General features: G+C 57.4%; 14 protein-coding genes and 2 tRNA genes. 8 read left to right on the top strand and 8 right to left on the bottom strand.

From position 1 onward, the window contains the following. Position 1: 1 nt before the first annotated feature. Positions 2-78 (top strand) — tRNA-Arg (locus tag ACWKV4_RS11220). A gap of 114 nt (positions 79-192) precedes the next feature. On the opposite strand, the gene ACWKV4_RS11215 is transcribed toward ACWKV4_RS11220, so the two are convergent. Next, entirely contained in the window at positions 193-546 is a 354-nt protein-coding gene (locus ACWKV4_RS11215; protein ID WP_483832157.1) for a hypothetical protein, read from the bottom strand. 312 nt (positions 547-858) lie between these two features. Here ACWKV4_RS11215 and mgtE point away from each other — a divergent pair, with 312 nt between their 5' ends. After that, positions 859-2,301, top strand: coding sequence for a magnesium transporter (mgtE, locus tag ACWKV4_RS11210; RefSeq protein ID WP_483832156.1), 1,443 nt, complete (start codon positions 859-861; stop codon positions 2,299-2,301). Between the two features lie 91 nt (positions 2,302-2,392). Here the strand turns inward: mgtE and ACWKV4_RS11205 are convergent, their stop codons facing one another. Next, positions 2,393-2,725 carry an Arc family DNA-binding protein gene (locus ACWKV4_RS11205; protein ID WP_483832155.1) on the bottom strand — a complete coding sequence of 111 codons (333 nt, stop codon included), beginning with the start codon at positions 2,723-2,725 and terminating at the stop codon, positions 2,393-2,395. Positions 2,726-3,110: 385 nt separating this feature from the next. Between ACWKV4_RS11205 and phnN the strand changes: the two genes are divergently transcribed. After that, complete coding sequence (gene phnN / locus ACWKV4_RS11200) at positions 3,111-3,698, top strand: phosphonate metabolism protein/1,5-bisphosphokinase (PRPP-forming) PhnN (protein ID WP_483832154.1); 588 nt, start codon at positions 3,111-3,113, stop codon at positions 3,696-3,698. Here phnN and ACWKV4_RS11195 read toward each other — a convergent pair. Both ACWKV4_RS11195 and ACWKV4_RS11190 read right to left on the bottom strand, forming a co-directional pair. Next, complete coding sequence (locus tag ACWKV4_RS11195) at positions 3,679-3,864, bottom strand: PA3371 family protein (protein WP_483832153.1); 186 nt, start codon at positions 3,862-3,864, stop codon at positions 3,679-3,681. The two genes, phnN and ACWKV4_RS11195, sit on opposite strands and share 20 nt — an antisense overlap. A gap of 13 nt (positions 3,865-3,877) precedes the next feature. Further along, complete coding sequence (locus tag ACWKV4_RS11190) at positions 3,878-4,120, bottom strand: hypothetical protein (RefSeq protein WP_483832152.1); 243 nt, start codon at positions 4,118-4,120, stop codon at positions 3,878-3,880. 397 nt (positions 4,121-4,517) lie between these two features. Here ACWKV4_RS11190 and ACWKV4_RS11185 point away from each other — a divergent pair. From ACWKV4_RS11185 to ACWKV4_RS11175, 3 genes are all read left to right on the top strand, one after another. After that, positions 4,518-4,589 (top strand) — tRNA-Arg (locus tag ACWKV4_RS11185). A 271-nt stretch (positions 4,590-4,860) separates the two neighbouring features. Beyond that, positions 4,861-6,102, top strand: coding sequence for a glutamine synthetase family protein (locus ACWKV4_RS11180; protein ID WP_483832303.1), 1,242 nt, complete (start codon positions 4,861-4,863; stop codon positions 6,100-6,102). 112 nt (positions 6,103-6,214) lie between these two features. Continuing rightward, a complete protein-coding gene (locus ACWKV4_RS11175) occupies positions 6,215-7,489 on the top strand; it encodes an MFS transporter (protein ID WP_483832151.1) in 1,275 nt (424 codons plus the stop codon). A gap of 99 nt (positions 7,490-7,588) precedes the next feature. Here the strand turns inward: ACWKV4_RS11175 and ACWKV4_RS11170 are convergent, their stop codons facing one another. The 4 genes from ACWKV4_RS11170 to flgA all read right to left on the bottom strand — a co-directional run bounded on the left by ACWKV4_RS11170 (position 7,589) and on the right by flgA (position 10,149). Further along, complete coding sequence (locus tag ACWKV4_RS11170) at positions 7,589-8,335, bottom strand: flagellar brake protein (RefSeq protein WP_483832150.1); 747 nt, start codon at positions 8,333-8,335, stop codon at positions 7,589-7,591. 96 nt (positions 8,336-8,431) lie between these two features. After that, complete coding sequence (locus ACWKV4_RS11165; protein WP_483832149.1) at positions 8,432-8,899, bottom strand: flagella synthesis protein FlgN; 468 nt, start codon at positions 8,897-8,899, stop codon at positions 8,432-8,434. Between the two features lie 49 nt (positions 8,900-8,948). After that, a complete protein-coding gene (gene flgM, locus ACWKV4_RS11160) occupies positions 8,949-9,251 on the bottom strand; it encodes a flagellar biosynthesis anti-sigma factor FlgM (RefSeq protein WP_483832148.1) in 303 nt (100 codons plus the stop codon). Positions 9,252-9,399: 148 nt separating this feature from the next. Continuing rightward, positions 9,400-10,149, bottom strand: a complete 750-nt coding sequence (gene flgA / locus ACWKV4_RS11155; protein ID WP_483832147.1) for a flagellar basal body P-ring formation chaperone FlgA — start codon at positions 10,147-10,149, stop codon at positions 9,400-9,402. 89 nt (positions 10,150-10,238) lie between these two features. On the opposite strand from flgA, the gene ACWKV4_RS11150 reads away from it, so the two are divergent. After that, positions 10,239-11,165 (top strand): chemotaxis protein CheV, encoded by a 927-nt coding sequence (locus tag ACWKV4_RS11150; RefSeq protein WP_483832146.1) that lies wholly within the window; start codon positions 10,239-10,241, stop codon positions 11,163-11,165. Positions 11,166-11,212: 47 nt separating this feature from the next. Next, the gene (gene cheR / locus ACWKV4_RS11145; protein WP_483832145.1) at positions 11,213-12,040 is read left to right on the top strand and encodes a protein-glutamate O-methyltransferase CheR; all 828 of its coding nucleotides are present in this window, start codon (positions 11,213-11,215) and stop codon (positions 12,038-12,040) included. Positions 12,041-12,189 lie beyond the last annotated feature (149 nt).

The raw sequence follows: 12,189 nt of genomic DNA, 5'->3' as shown, positions 1-12,189 counted from the left end.
TGCACTCATAGCTCAGCTGGATAGAGTACTCGGCTACGAACCGAGCGGTCGGAGGTTCGAATCCTCCTGAGTGCACCATATTCCAAAGCCCGTATCCAAGGATGCGGGCTTTTTTTTGCTCTGGATTTATGCAATTCACACGCTAACCGTAGAAGCGAGCAAAGCTGGCGAACAAAGGCCTGTGCCACGGCATCAGTTACGCCAAGGCGTGTACTTGGGCGGTTTCTTTTTCTTGGCGGGTTTCTTCGCAGGTTGCTTCGGGGGTTTGGCCTTGGACGCAGACGAAGGCTGGGGCGCGACCGGCTCGGCTAGTGACTGACTCGCCCCAGGCTTGGTCGGATGCACCCTAGCAGGCAGGGCAGGGGTTACGCTCCCGGGTAGCGGGCTGTATGCCCGATAAGGCAGCCCAGCGCTGCCATCCGGGCAGGCGCCTTGGGTATAGGTAAGTTTGCCATCAGTACCCACGCACTTATGCACCACTGAGGCCTCGGCTTGTTTGGCCATGGTAAAAACCAACAGCCACCCTAGGCTTGCTTTCAATGTCATCTTTTGCCTCCCCGGCCTGCTACCTATAAGCGTAGCGGCAGCCGCTAGGGCTGGCGGTCAGGTGTGTTAGCCAATGCTTCGTCATCTAAACGTGCTATACCCCTGCAAGTGACGCGGGCAAGCATTTGTTTACCCACAATTTAGTAACCAAATCGATCAGTTAGCGGGTATGATTGCCGCCGTCTGCCCGCCGGGGCTTCGGAAACGCTTTCCATGGACTTACCCAGTAGAACCTTAATCACTGCCTTTGGCCCTTATCGCTTTTTTGATTGATCTCCCGGTGTGGTCCACTGCTGGGAGTGGAGTACACCTATGACCGAAGTCGAAGTCAAAAACCTGCAAGAAAGCCTGCAGGACCGCCTGGGTCAAGTCGTTGAGCTGCTACAGAAGCAGCGGGTCGTTGAAGACCTCACCCACCGCCAGGAAGGCCAGCACCAGGCACTGGTCGAGAATCTGGTGCACCGCCAGAACGTGGTGGAGCTACAGCGCAAGCTCGATGATCTGCACTCCGCGGACATTGCCTATATTCTCGAAGCGCTGCCTCTGGTCGACCGGTTGACGGTTTGGCAGCTGGTAAAGGCTGAACGCGATGGCGACATTCTCCTGGAAGTCTCCGACGCGGTCCGGGAAACCCTTATCGCTGACATGGAAGACCATGAGCTGCTAGCGGCTGCCAAGGAAATGGATGCCGACGAACTGGCGGACCTGGCCCCTGAACTGCCCCGGGATGTTGTCCATGAACTGATGGAAAGCCTGGACGCCCAGCAGCGCGAGCGGGTGCGTTCAGCCCTGAGCTATGACGAAGACCAGGTCGGCGCGCTAATGGACTTCGAGATGGTCACCATCCGCGAAGACGTTACCCTGGAAGTGGTGCTGCGCTATCTACGGCGCCTGCGGGAACTCCCTGGGCACACAGATAAGGTGTTTGTCATCGATCAAGAGGGCGCGCTCAAGGGCGTGCTGCCGATCAAGCGCCTACTGGTCAACGACCCGGACAAGCGCGTCGCCGACGTGATGGCGGGCGATCCGGTAACCTTCCACCCGGACGCGGATGCCTACGAGGCCGCTCAAGCATTCGAGCGCTACAACCTGGTGTCTGCCCCGGTGGTCGACAAGAATCGCCGCCTGATTGGCCGCTTGACCATTGATGAAATGGTCGATCTGATTCGCGAAGAGAGTGAAAGCGAAGTATTGAGCATGGCCGGTTTGCGCGAAGAAGAAGACATCTTTGCCTCGGTCTGGCGTTCGCTACGCAACCGCTGGTCGTGGTTGGCCATCAACCTGATCACGGCGTTTTTGGCTTCTCGGGTAATTGGCCTGTTCGAAGGCTCTATCGAACGGCTGGTAGCCCTTGCGGCGCTGATGCCCATCGTGGCTGGAATAGGCGGCAACTCGGGCAACCAGACCATCACGATGATCGTACGCGCGATGGCCCTTGACCAAGTGAGTACCGGCAATACCCGCAGGCTGCTGAAAAAAGAGCTAACCGTCGCCGTGATCAACGGGCTGGTGTGGGGGGGAGTGATCGGCGTTGTCGCCTGGCTGCTATATCACAGTTGGTCGCTGGGCGTGGTGATGACTGCAGCCATGACCTTGAACCTGCTGCTGGCCGCGCTTATGGGGGTGTTGATCCCTATGTCCTTGGTCAAGTTAGGCAAAGACCCCGCCATGGGCGCCAGCGTGATGATCACCGCCATGACAGACAGTGGTGGGTTTTTCATCTTCCTTGGGTTGGCCACGGTATTCTTGATGTAAACAGCCGGAATCGGTGCAAACGCCCAATAAAAAAGGCCAGCTGTCGAGCTGGCCTTTTTGGATGCGTTAAATACGCAGTGCTATCTGCTGATCAAGAAGCGTCGGCGTCAGCCGCCAGCTCCGCATCGTGGGCGATCAATGCAATCAGCGCATTCTGCTGGCGATGTGCAAGTTGACGGAAACGCTGCAGCAGTTCGCGCTCATGGAGCGAAAGCTCCGGGCTATCGAGGCGCATGCTCAGCTCCTCGCCGAGCGCACCCTCTTGAATGAGGCTCTGCTCCAGCCGTGCGATGATCTCTGAGTTCATGCTACGGTGGTGAGTCCGGGCGACCTCAGCGATACGTTCGCGCATGCCATCGGGGAGGCGGACGACAAACTTGTCTGCGGTGCGGCTGGAATAGACTGCCTGTTTCATTGGGCGCATATAGTTAACCGGTTAAGTTCAGAAAAAGCGGTTCCTCGGAGTAGGCCGCAGGATGTGGGTACGACAGTCATTTCTGCCAAATGTTCCATCAAAAATGCTGGTTGGCCGAACATTATGCCTGGAATACGCCATAACACTGGCGTCAATTCTGTGTCAAATATTGACCTGAACACCGGCTTATTGCCAGTACCTAATGTCTGAAATGCAGACTGGATACAGTTACTGGCCAAAGATCGACCGGCTAGTCACATTGCGGTCATGCCACGCGCTGACCCCAAACGTCTGGTAAATAAAACCAGTGTCTGGCACCTTGCCACCTAGCCTTGCTACACACTAGACAGCATAGTGGCAATTAGGTTGTATGCGATTAAAAAAGAGGTAATCGATGCGGGAAGGGCGACTGATTTATCTGATGGGCGCTTCCGGCGCAGGCAAGGACAGCGTTATCGACACTTCCCGAGAGGGCCTTGCCGAGCGCCAGATAATGGTAGTACGCAGAATTATCACACGCTCTGCCGAAGCCAGCGGTGAACAGGCTTTGGGTGTAAGCCGTGAGGCCTTCGAGCGGATGATTGGTGAAGGTGCTTTTGCCCTGCATTGGAGTGCCAATGGCTTACGCTATGGCATACCTGCCGATATCAATAAGGCGCTGGCCCAGGGGCAATGGGTGCTGGTTAATGGTTCTCGGGGTTACCTGCCAGAGGCATTGAACAAGTACCCGACCCTGCTGCCGGCAGTGATCACAGTCGCCCCTGACGTACTACGCGCTCGCCTTGCCGCCCGAGGGCGCGAAACCACTGCCGAGATAGACGCTCGCCTGGCGCGCAATGACCGCTTGAGCCAGATGACGGGTGATTGGCAAGGTCAGGCCCTGACGTTGTATGCCGTGGACAATTCCACCACCCTGGCAACAGCGAGTACGGCGTTGCTGGAGTTGATTGACCAACAGCGCCTCAACGCAACTGCGGGTTAAAGCGAATGCGCTTGCCTCTGACCAAGGCCAATACGAACAGCACCGCGCAACCAAGGCTCATGCTCAACAGCAGCCCACTTGCGGTATTGGTAGGCGAGGGCACCGCCGCAGCGGCAACAAAGCACACCAGGGTGCATGTAAGGAATATCATTGCGGACCGAGACATGTTCTAGCCTGCTTTAAAAAGTAAAACGGTCGAGGCGATGCGATGGCGTTTGCAGCATGTCCTCGGGCGTTGGAGCCGTTGCCGTGACGGTATGAGCGTGCTGGCGTTCATGCAGGTCGGCACGTTGCGCGATTGGAGGGCGCACCCAGTTCCGAACATCTACGTTCACACGACTGTCCGGTGGGGTTGCAAAAAAATGGAACGAAACCACTGCTACCAAGACCAATGCATTAACCAGATAGAGCGCGCCGTTCATCCATGCCTCCAGTGTGTCATCGCGGCTGGCATCCAAAAGTGCCACTATTGCCATAGCACGCTGTGTGCCAGGTGTGCGATCAGGTAATTTCCTTTATAAATCAGTAGCTTGCGATAACTGGTACATTTAGAAAGCATGCAATGTGCATTGTTTGACACTTTTTATCGTGCATGTTGCACGATGGCCTGTTTGAATTTGGTATTACGAAAAGGCAAAGTGCCTTTATTTCGCCTTCATCCACTTTACCGAAATATCCTTAGGGCATCAGTCGTGCCGGAGTTTGCATCTCCTTAGGCGGGGTGATAGATTTGCAGCCGCTTTTCAGGCCGTGATCCGAGGCCTATAGAGCAGCGAGCGCTCCTACCCTCACGCTCGCATGCTTTTCTTGCAGTTTTATGTCCTTGTAGTTCAACGGATAGAACGGGGCCCTCCTAAGGCTCAGATGCAGGTTCGATTCCTGCCGGGGACACATCCTTTCTTGCGCCTTGTGATCGACAGCCTTTTAGCAGGGTAGGCGTTTACTTAGGTTCGTCAGTCAAGGTTAGCCCAATAATCAGCCAACTGAGCCGATTCGTCTTCGCTTGATATTTTTAACAGCCGATGCGAGTTTTATTCAGACTGCCTTATAGCTCTGTTTGAATAACAAGGAACGCGTCATGTTGACTGAAAGCCCTCTGGCGGGCGTTGATGAAATCGAGTGCGTAACCCCAGACCTTAACGGCGTACCCCGTGGCAAGGTTATGACTGCGGCAGGCTTTGCAGAAGGGCGTCGCTTGCAACTAGCCAGAGGCGTATTGCTGCAGTGCATCATGGGCGGCTACCCACCTGCGCGCTTCTACGGAAGCGATGATGGCGACCTGGCGCTGATTCCCGACCCTGCTCACCTGTACCGGCTGCCTTGGAGTGATCACCCCCGCGCCCTTGCCATCTGCGATGCCCATGAACTTAAGGGTGGTGGGTCACCGCTTTCTACAAGAGCCCAGCTTAAGCACGTTATCGCACGCTATGCCGCGCGGGGCCTGGCACCGGTGGTGGCCACGGAGCTTGAGTTTTATGTGTTCGCCGCCCACAGCGATCCGGCTCAGCCATTTTTGCCCCCGGTGGGCCTCGATGGCAGGAGGGAGGAGGGGCATAGCGCCTTTAGTGTGTCTTCCAACAACGGTCTGCGCCCTTTCTGGACAGAGGTCTACCACTGCATGGGAGCCTTGGGGCTGCCGCGCGACACCTTTATGCACGAGATGGGCGTAAGCCAGTTCGAGATCAATCTGCTCCACGGGGACCCACTGCTGATTGCCGACCAGACCTTCCTATTCAAACATTTGCTTAAGGAGGTGGCGCTCAAGCACGGCTTGATGGTGGTGTGCATGGCCAAACCTCTGGCCCGCATGCCGGGTAGCTCCATGCATATTCACCAAAGTGTTGTGGCCTTGGATAATGGCCGCAGTGTATTCAGTGATACCCAGGGCCGAGCAACCGATACCTTTCGGCATTTCATTGGCGGCCTGCAAGCGGCAATGGGTGACCTTACGGCGTTTTTCGCGCCTAATGTAAATGCCTACCAGCGGCTGTTTCACCCCTACGCATCCCCGAACAACGCCTGCTGGTCGGAGGACAATCGCGCTGCTGGGCTTCGTATTCCTGCTAGCGCCCCAGCAGCGCGACGGGTTGAGAATCGATTGCCCGGCGCGGACGCCAATCCCTACCTCGCCCTCAGCGCCAGCCTCGCCGCTGGGCTGCATGGAATCGAACAGGCGCTTGAGCCGGCGCCCCCCATACAGGGTGAGTTTGAAGTACCGGATCACCTGGCCTTGGCGTGTAACCTCAACGTTGCCTTGAAGCGTCTGAAAACCAGCGCCCTGGCTGTTGAACTGTTCGGACGTGAGTTTATCGAAGGCTACATTGCCACCAAGGCCCTGGAGTTGACCAGTTTCATGGACGAAATTACCCCTTGGGAGCGACGTGTGCTCGCTGCCCAGGCATGAATAAAGAGTACCTTTTAATCCATAGGCCGTTCGTGAACAGCGACCCTCTCGTGCCCATGTTGGCGGGGCGGGTGCGATGTCATGTGTAGTGGTATGAAGTTGTGGAGCGTCAATGCGTCAGATTTTGGAAAACTTTCGTGGCCTGTACTTTGCTTCCTTGATGATGCTCATCGGCTCAGGGTTGCTAAGCACCTATCTGGCCTTGCGCCTGGCGGCGGACAACGTTGATGGCCTCTGGGTGGGCGCGCTTATGGCAGCCTACTATTTTGGCCTGGTGCTTGGCGGGAAGATCGGCCACCGGCTTATTGCCCGGGTTGGTCATATAAGGGCGTACACGGCGTGTGCCGGGATCGTTACCGCGGCCGTGCTGTGCCATGGCATGACCTCCTTTTTGCCCGTTTGGCTACTCCTGCGTTTAGTGGTTGGGCTGGGGATGATGTGCCAGTACATGGTGATCGAGAGCTGGCTCAACGAGCAGGCCGAGGCCAGGCAGCGGGGCTTGGTATTCGGCGGCTATATGATCGCGTCCTACCTGGGGCTGGTACTGGGGCAGTTGATTCTGGTATGGCACCCGCAGTTGGGGTTGGAGCTGTTGATGATGGTCGCGCTGTGTTTTGCAGTGTGCCTGGTACCCGTAGCCCTCACCCGTCGCATTCACCCGGCCGCGCTGCACTCGGCGCCCATGGAACCTCGGTTCTTTATGCAGCGGGTGCCGCAGTCACTGACAGCAGTGCTGGGGGCTGGGCTGATCATCGGCGCCTTCTATGGCTTGGCGCCTTTATATGCAGCCGGGCGCGGCATGAGCACGGAGGCAGTGGGCCTGTTCATGGGCTGCTGCGTCTTCGCCGGGCTTGTGGTGCAATGGCCGCTTGGCTGGTTGTCTGACCGCTATGATCGGCCGCGACTGATACGGGTTATTGCAGGGGTGCTGTGCGTGCTGGCACTGCCCATGGCGCTGCTACCGCGCCTGTTTATGGTGCCGGTGGAGATGCTGTTCCTAGGCGGCTTCGTGGTGTCGCTACTGCAGTTTTGCCTCTATCCATTGGCCGTGGCCTTTGCCAACGACCATGTGGAAAGTGAGCGGCGCGTGTCCCTTACAGCCATGCTGCTGATGACGTATGGCATCGGTGCAAGTATTGGCCCGTTGGCCGCTGGGGTGGTAATGAAGCTCTATGGCAGCGAAATGCTCTATGGCTTCGTTTCCTTCTTTGCGCTTATCTTGGTATGGCGCGTGCGGCCACAGGCGGTGACCAACCTGCACCAAGTCGAAGATGCCCCGCTGCACCATATCGCGATGCCAGACAACATGACCAGCTCACCCCTCGTGGCCGCCTTGGACCCAAGGGTGGATGAGCAGGTGGTGGAAGATCAGATGAAGGATAATTGACATCCGCCTCTGTAGGCGTCAGCGAAGCCGCCGAACAATGGCCCGAGCCAAATTGGGATCGGTCGCTTCGCCAGCCTTGCTGGCTCCTACAGATGAGGTTTAGAAGTCGTCCTTTTCGAATTGCCGGGCATTGCGCTGCAACTGGTAAACGAACCGTTCCACGTTGCGTTGCACCAGCCCCGTCATGGTATGGAAACGCACGCCCGCGAAGGTGGTGTTCAACCGCTGCTCGAAGTGAAGGTGGCGTAACTCCACAGGCGTGGTAATAGGGCCAAAGGGCAGGGCGGCTGAAAACCGTTCGTATACCTGCCCCAGTTGCAGCAGATGCTCACAGTTACCGTCGAAGCGCAATTTGCAGCCGGTTGCGGACAGGTCCAACAACTTCCCCCGCAGCGTCTTGGCCAGCTTGTCGCCTGCCAGGGCCACATCAACCAGAGATGAAAGCTTTAATGCAGCGCGGAAAGCGTTGCGGCGCTGGTGGTAAATCACCTCGGCGGGCAAGCGGCCATGATAGCTACGGCCATGCTCGTCGTCCACTACCGTAAACGTACCCTGGGCCTCCCAGGCGATACGCGCCCCGTCATGGAAACCCTCCACTCGAAAGGGCTGGCCGCTGTTCAGCAGGCGCTCGCCATCGCGCGGGATCAGTTCGTCCAGCGCAAAGGTACCAGCATCCCGATCCACCTCTACCACATAGCTCTGAAACCGTTGCTGGCCCGCGGTAAACGTCACGATCAAGGGGTCATGCCCATCCATCAGCGACTTAACGTTAGCGTGCACTTCCAATGGCGTAGTGAGCACCTTTGGCGGCTGCGGGGCATCATCCGCACTTGGGGCGTTGAACACAGTGATCGGGTCTCCGGGCGATAACGTAGTGGGCTACAAACCCACTAAAAGTTGCAGGCATTGTGCCACTGCTGTGGTGGTGGCGATACCTGAACGTCAAGCCTGGCTGAACGCCCGTACTGTCGCCAGCCGCGCCGTAGAGCCGCGGGCCGTGTACAACGAAGGTGCATCACCACCGCTGAGGATTTTCAACTGGTTTGCCGTGGCAAATTGCTGCAAGGCAATGGCTCGACCGTTTTGCTCGTTGATCGCTTGGCAATCGGCAAGAATGCCCGCCAAGTGTTCACCGCGCTCTACCAGTACCTTGCCCAATACAGACTGCTCGGCCAACTGCGCCAGCCCTTCAGCATCTGGGGTCAGGCCCAGGGAGGCAAGCAGTTCACTGCGGCGCCGACCATGTTGGCCAAGCTGCACGATCAGGGACTGCTTGTGGGCCAGAATGTTTTCCAGCAACTGCATGTCACGACCCCGCAACGCGGTGTACTCTTCGCGCAGCAACGCCTGGAGTTGCTCGGCGGGCGCGATGTCATCTTCAATCAGTTGCAACAAGGTCGTGTCGTGCATGGCGAGCTCTGGTAATCATTGCGCCCGGTAAACCCTAAGCCGCGGGGGCTTAGGACTCGAAGGAAAGCATTTTGCTGGCAACACGGCTGCTGTCGACCTGATAGCTGCCACTTGCGATCTGTTGCTTGAGTTCGGCGATACGCGCGGCATTGACGGGCGCATCGGTGCCCAGGTTTTCGGTGACCTTCTTCATGTGCTGAGCGACATCGCTCAACTGAACGGATTCACCCGCCTGGCTGGTTTCCTTGACGCTTTTGACGTCGTCTACAGCCCCAACTGCCTTGCTACCGGTGGTGCGCGCAGTGCTTGAGACTTGAGTGGAGCCGGTAACGCTCCGGAAATCGATAACCATGATATGAACCCCTTGGTGTTTGGACGCTTGCCTTGTTTTCGACCGGGTGCCGAGAAACTTTAGGGTAATTTTTCGAAAGCACCCAATAGGCAAGGTTCATCCGCCAAGTGTAGGAAAATCAAGGCCAGGCCGCTAGCACGGCTTGCCTTTACATGGACACTTCCACCTGAGCGGCACCGGTAACCCGCGCCCTTACTACACGCTGTGAGTTCAGGTTGCGCACCCGGATCTGTTCATTCATGCCGCCATTGCTCAAGGCCTCGCCTGGCATTTTTACCGCCAAGGTGCCGGTACGGGCTGTGATCACCACCTGGTCACCTTTGCGAATAACTTCCGGTTGCTCCACCTGCACCGGCGCCAGCACTTGGTCCATGACCGTCGGTCGCATTACCCGTTGGCCGACAGCCTGGTCCAGCGAAGGCAAAAAGCCTTGATTGAGTTGGCCAACGTCGCGTTCGCGCAGGGCAACGTCACCGTCGGCGATCACTGTATCGCGCTTGAGTGGCCGAGTGGCGACCACCACTTCGCGGAACAGCTTCACCGTGGCGGGTACGAACACCGTCCAAGGTGAGCCGCCTTCACAGCGTACGCGCACCGTAACCCGGCCCAGGGGGATGGCAGGGCTCTCCAGGCGCGCGGTCAGGTCTCGGTCACATTGAGGCATGCGTAGCCGTGGGTCCAAGTTGGCGACTTCTATTTCGTAGCGGCCTTCGGTCTGGCTGGTTGCCAAATAATCTTCCACCGTGAACTCAAGAAACCCTTGAGTCACACCGATAAGCTGTTCGGGTGCAGTGACGTCGTCGGCAAGCGCACGCCCCGACCCCAATAGACACAAGGTTGCGAACAACCCATACAGGGTAGCGATCAGATGTCGTGAATATGGCGTTTTCTCGTTCATGGCTATGCTTGAGCAAGCGACGTGCCAAAATCACGGCTCGCTAGCACTGAGCGAGGCTCGAAGCCGACAGTACAAGGTGGAGGTTTAACATGGCTGGTGTGATGGATTCCGTAAACCAGCGCACGCAACTGGTAGGGCAGAACCGCCTTGAACTGTTGTTGTTCCGTCTGAACGGCAAACAGTTATATGGCATTAACGTCTTTAAAGTTCGCGAAGTGCTGCAGTGCCCGAAGCTGACCTTGATGCCAAAGTCCAGCCCGGTGGTGCGTGGCGTGGCCAATATCCGTGGCGCGACCATCCCGATTCTCGACCTGTCCATGGCCACGGGCTCGCGCTCGCTGGAGGCGGTACAGGACACCTTCGTGATCATTACCGAATACAACACCAAGATTCAGGGGTTTCTGGTGCACTCGGTGGAGCGCATCGTCAACATGAACTGGGAGGCGATCCATCCGCCACCCAAGGGCACCGGCCGTGATCACTACCTTACCGCGGTGACCCGGGTAGACGATCAACTGGTCGAAATCATCGACGTAGAGAAAATCCTCGCTGAGGTTTCCCCGGTCTCCGAAGCCATCAGCAGTGGCGTGATCAACGAAGAAGTGCAGAAAAAAGCAGTGGCCATGCGCGTGTTGACCGTGGACGACTCCTCCGTGGCTCGCAAGCAGGTCAGCCGTTGCCTGGAAACCGTGGGCGTGGAAGTGGTCGCACTCAATGACGGCCGTCAGGCCCTGGAATACCTCAAGGCCATGGTCGCCGAGGGCCGGGACCCGAATGAAGAGTTCCTGATGTTGATTTCAGACATCGAGATGCCCGAGATGGACGGCTACACACTGACCGCGGAAATCCGTAACGATCCTCGGCTGCAGAAATTGCATATCGTGTTGCATACCTCGCTATCAGGTGTCTTCAACCAGGCGATGGTAAAGAAGGTAGGCGCGGATGACTTCCTGGCCAAATTCCGCCCGGACGATCTTGCATCCCGAGTGGTCGAACGTATCAACGCAAAAGGCTGACCCCGCTTGGGCTGGGCACAGAGTCAACAACTTAAGAGGCGGCACCATTGGCTACGGCAAATTCGGATTTTGAACAGTTCCGGGGCTTCCTGGAAAAAGCCTGTGGCATCGTGCTGGGGGAAAACAAGCAGTACCTGGTGTCCAGCCGCCTCAATAAGCTGATGGAGCAACAAGGGATCAAAACCCTGGGTGAGTTGGTGCAGCGCATTCAGACCCAACCCCGTGGTGGCTTGCGCGAGCAGGTAGTCGATGCCATGACCACCAACGAAACCCTGTGGTTTCGCGATACCTACCCCTTTGAGGTGATGAAGAACCGGGTGCTGCCGGAGATGGCCAAGGCTAGCCTTGGGCAGCGTTTGCGTATCTGGTCCGCGGCCTGTTCGTCGGGTCAGGAGCCTTATTCCTTGTCCATGACCCTCGAGGAGTTCAGCCAGGCCAACCCTGGGCAACTCAAGGGTGGAGTGCAAATCGTGGCCACGGACTTGTCGCCTTCCATGCTGATCAACTGCCGCAGCGGGGAGTACGACAGCTTGGCCATTGGCCGGGGGTTGTCCCCGGAGCGTTTGCAGCGGTATTTCGATGTAAAACCGGGCAATCGCTGGGCCGTGAAAGCGCCACTGCGCAGCCGTATCGAATTCCGCCCCATTAACCTGTTGGAAAGCTATGCGTCGCTGGGCAAGTTCGATGTGGTGTTCTGCCGTAACGTGCTGATCTACTTCTCCGCTGAAGTGAAGAAGGACATCCTGACGCGTATCCATGCCACCTTGAAGCCGGGCGGGTATCTGTTTCTTGGCGCTTCCGAGGCCCTTAACGGGTTGCCAGACAAATACCAGATGGTCCAGTGCAGCCCTGGCATCATCTACCAGGCCAAGTAGGCGCGAGCGAAAAGGGGCACAACGATGCCCCTATATCTTTGACAGACATCTTGTTCGCCAGCGTTGCTGGCTTCTACGCCCAACTCCTTTTCGGCTTTAGGTTTTTCTGACGCCAGCATTGCCGCTTTGCCGCCCCCTTTGCGCTTGCC

It is taken from the genome of Pseudomonas artemisiae (assembly GCF_057128685.1).
This window is presented reverse-complemented; position numbering and strand designations above follow the sequence as displayed.

Bases quoted from the DNA above. Each gene is read 5' to 3' on its own strand.
- ACWKV4_RS11215 (WP_483832157.1), bottom strand. From the start codon at position 546: ATGACATTGAAAGCAAGCCTAGGGTGGCTGTTGGTTTTTACCATGGCC.
- mgtE (WP_483832156.1), top strand. From the start codon at position 859: ATGACCGAAGTCGAAGTCAAAAACCTGCAAGAAAGCCTGCAGGACCGC.
- ACWKV4_RS11205 (WP_483832155.1), bottom strand. From the start codon at position 2,725: ATGCGCCCAATGAAACAGGCAGTCTATTCCAGCCGCACCGCAGACAAG.
- phnN (WP_483832154.1), top strand. From the start codon at position 3,111: ATGCGGGAAGGGCGACTGATTTATCTGATGGGCGCTTCCGGCGCAGGC.
- ACWKV4_RS11195 (WP_483832153.1), bottom strand. From the start codon at position 3,864: ATGTCTCGGTCCGCAATGATATTCCTTACATGCACCCTGGTGTGCTTT.
- ACWKV4_RS11190 (WP_483832152.1), bottom strand. From the start codon at position 4,120: ATGAACGGCGCGCTCTATCTGGTTAATGCATTGGTCTTGGTAGCAGTG.
- ACWKV4_RS11180 (WP_483832303.1), top strand. From the start codon at position 4,861: ATGACTGCGGCAGGCTTTGCAGAAGGGCGTCGCTTGCAACTAGCCAGA.
- ACWKV4_RS11175 (WP_483832151.1), top strand. From the start codon at position 6,215: ATGCGTCAGATTTTGGAAAACTTTCGTGGCCTGTACTTTGCTTCCTTG.
- ACWKV4_RS11165 (WP_483832149.1), bottom strand. From the start codon at position 8,899: ATGCACGACACGACCTTGTTGCAACTGATTGAAGATGACATCGCGCCC.
- flgM (WP_483832148.1), bottom strand. From the start codon at position 9,251: ATGGTTATCGATTTCCGGAGCGTTACCGGCTCCACTCAAGTCTCAAGC.
- flgA (WP_483832147.1), bottom strand. From the start codon at position 10,149: ATGAACGAGAAAACGCCATATTCACGACATCTGATCGCTACCCTGTAT.
- ACWKV4_RS11150 (WP_483832146.1), top strand. From the start codon at position 10,239: ATGGCTGGTGTGATGGATTCCGTAAACCAGCGCACGCAACTGGTAGGG.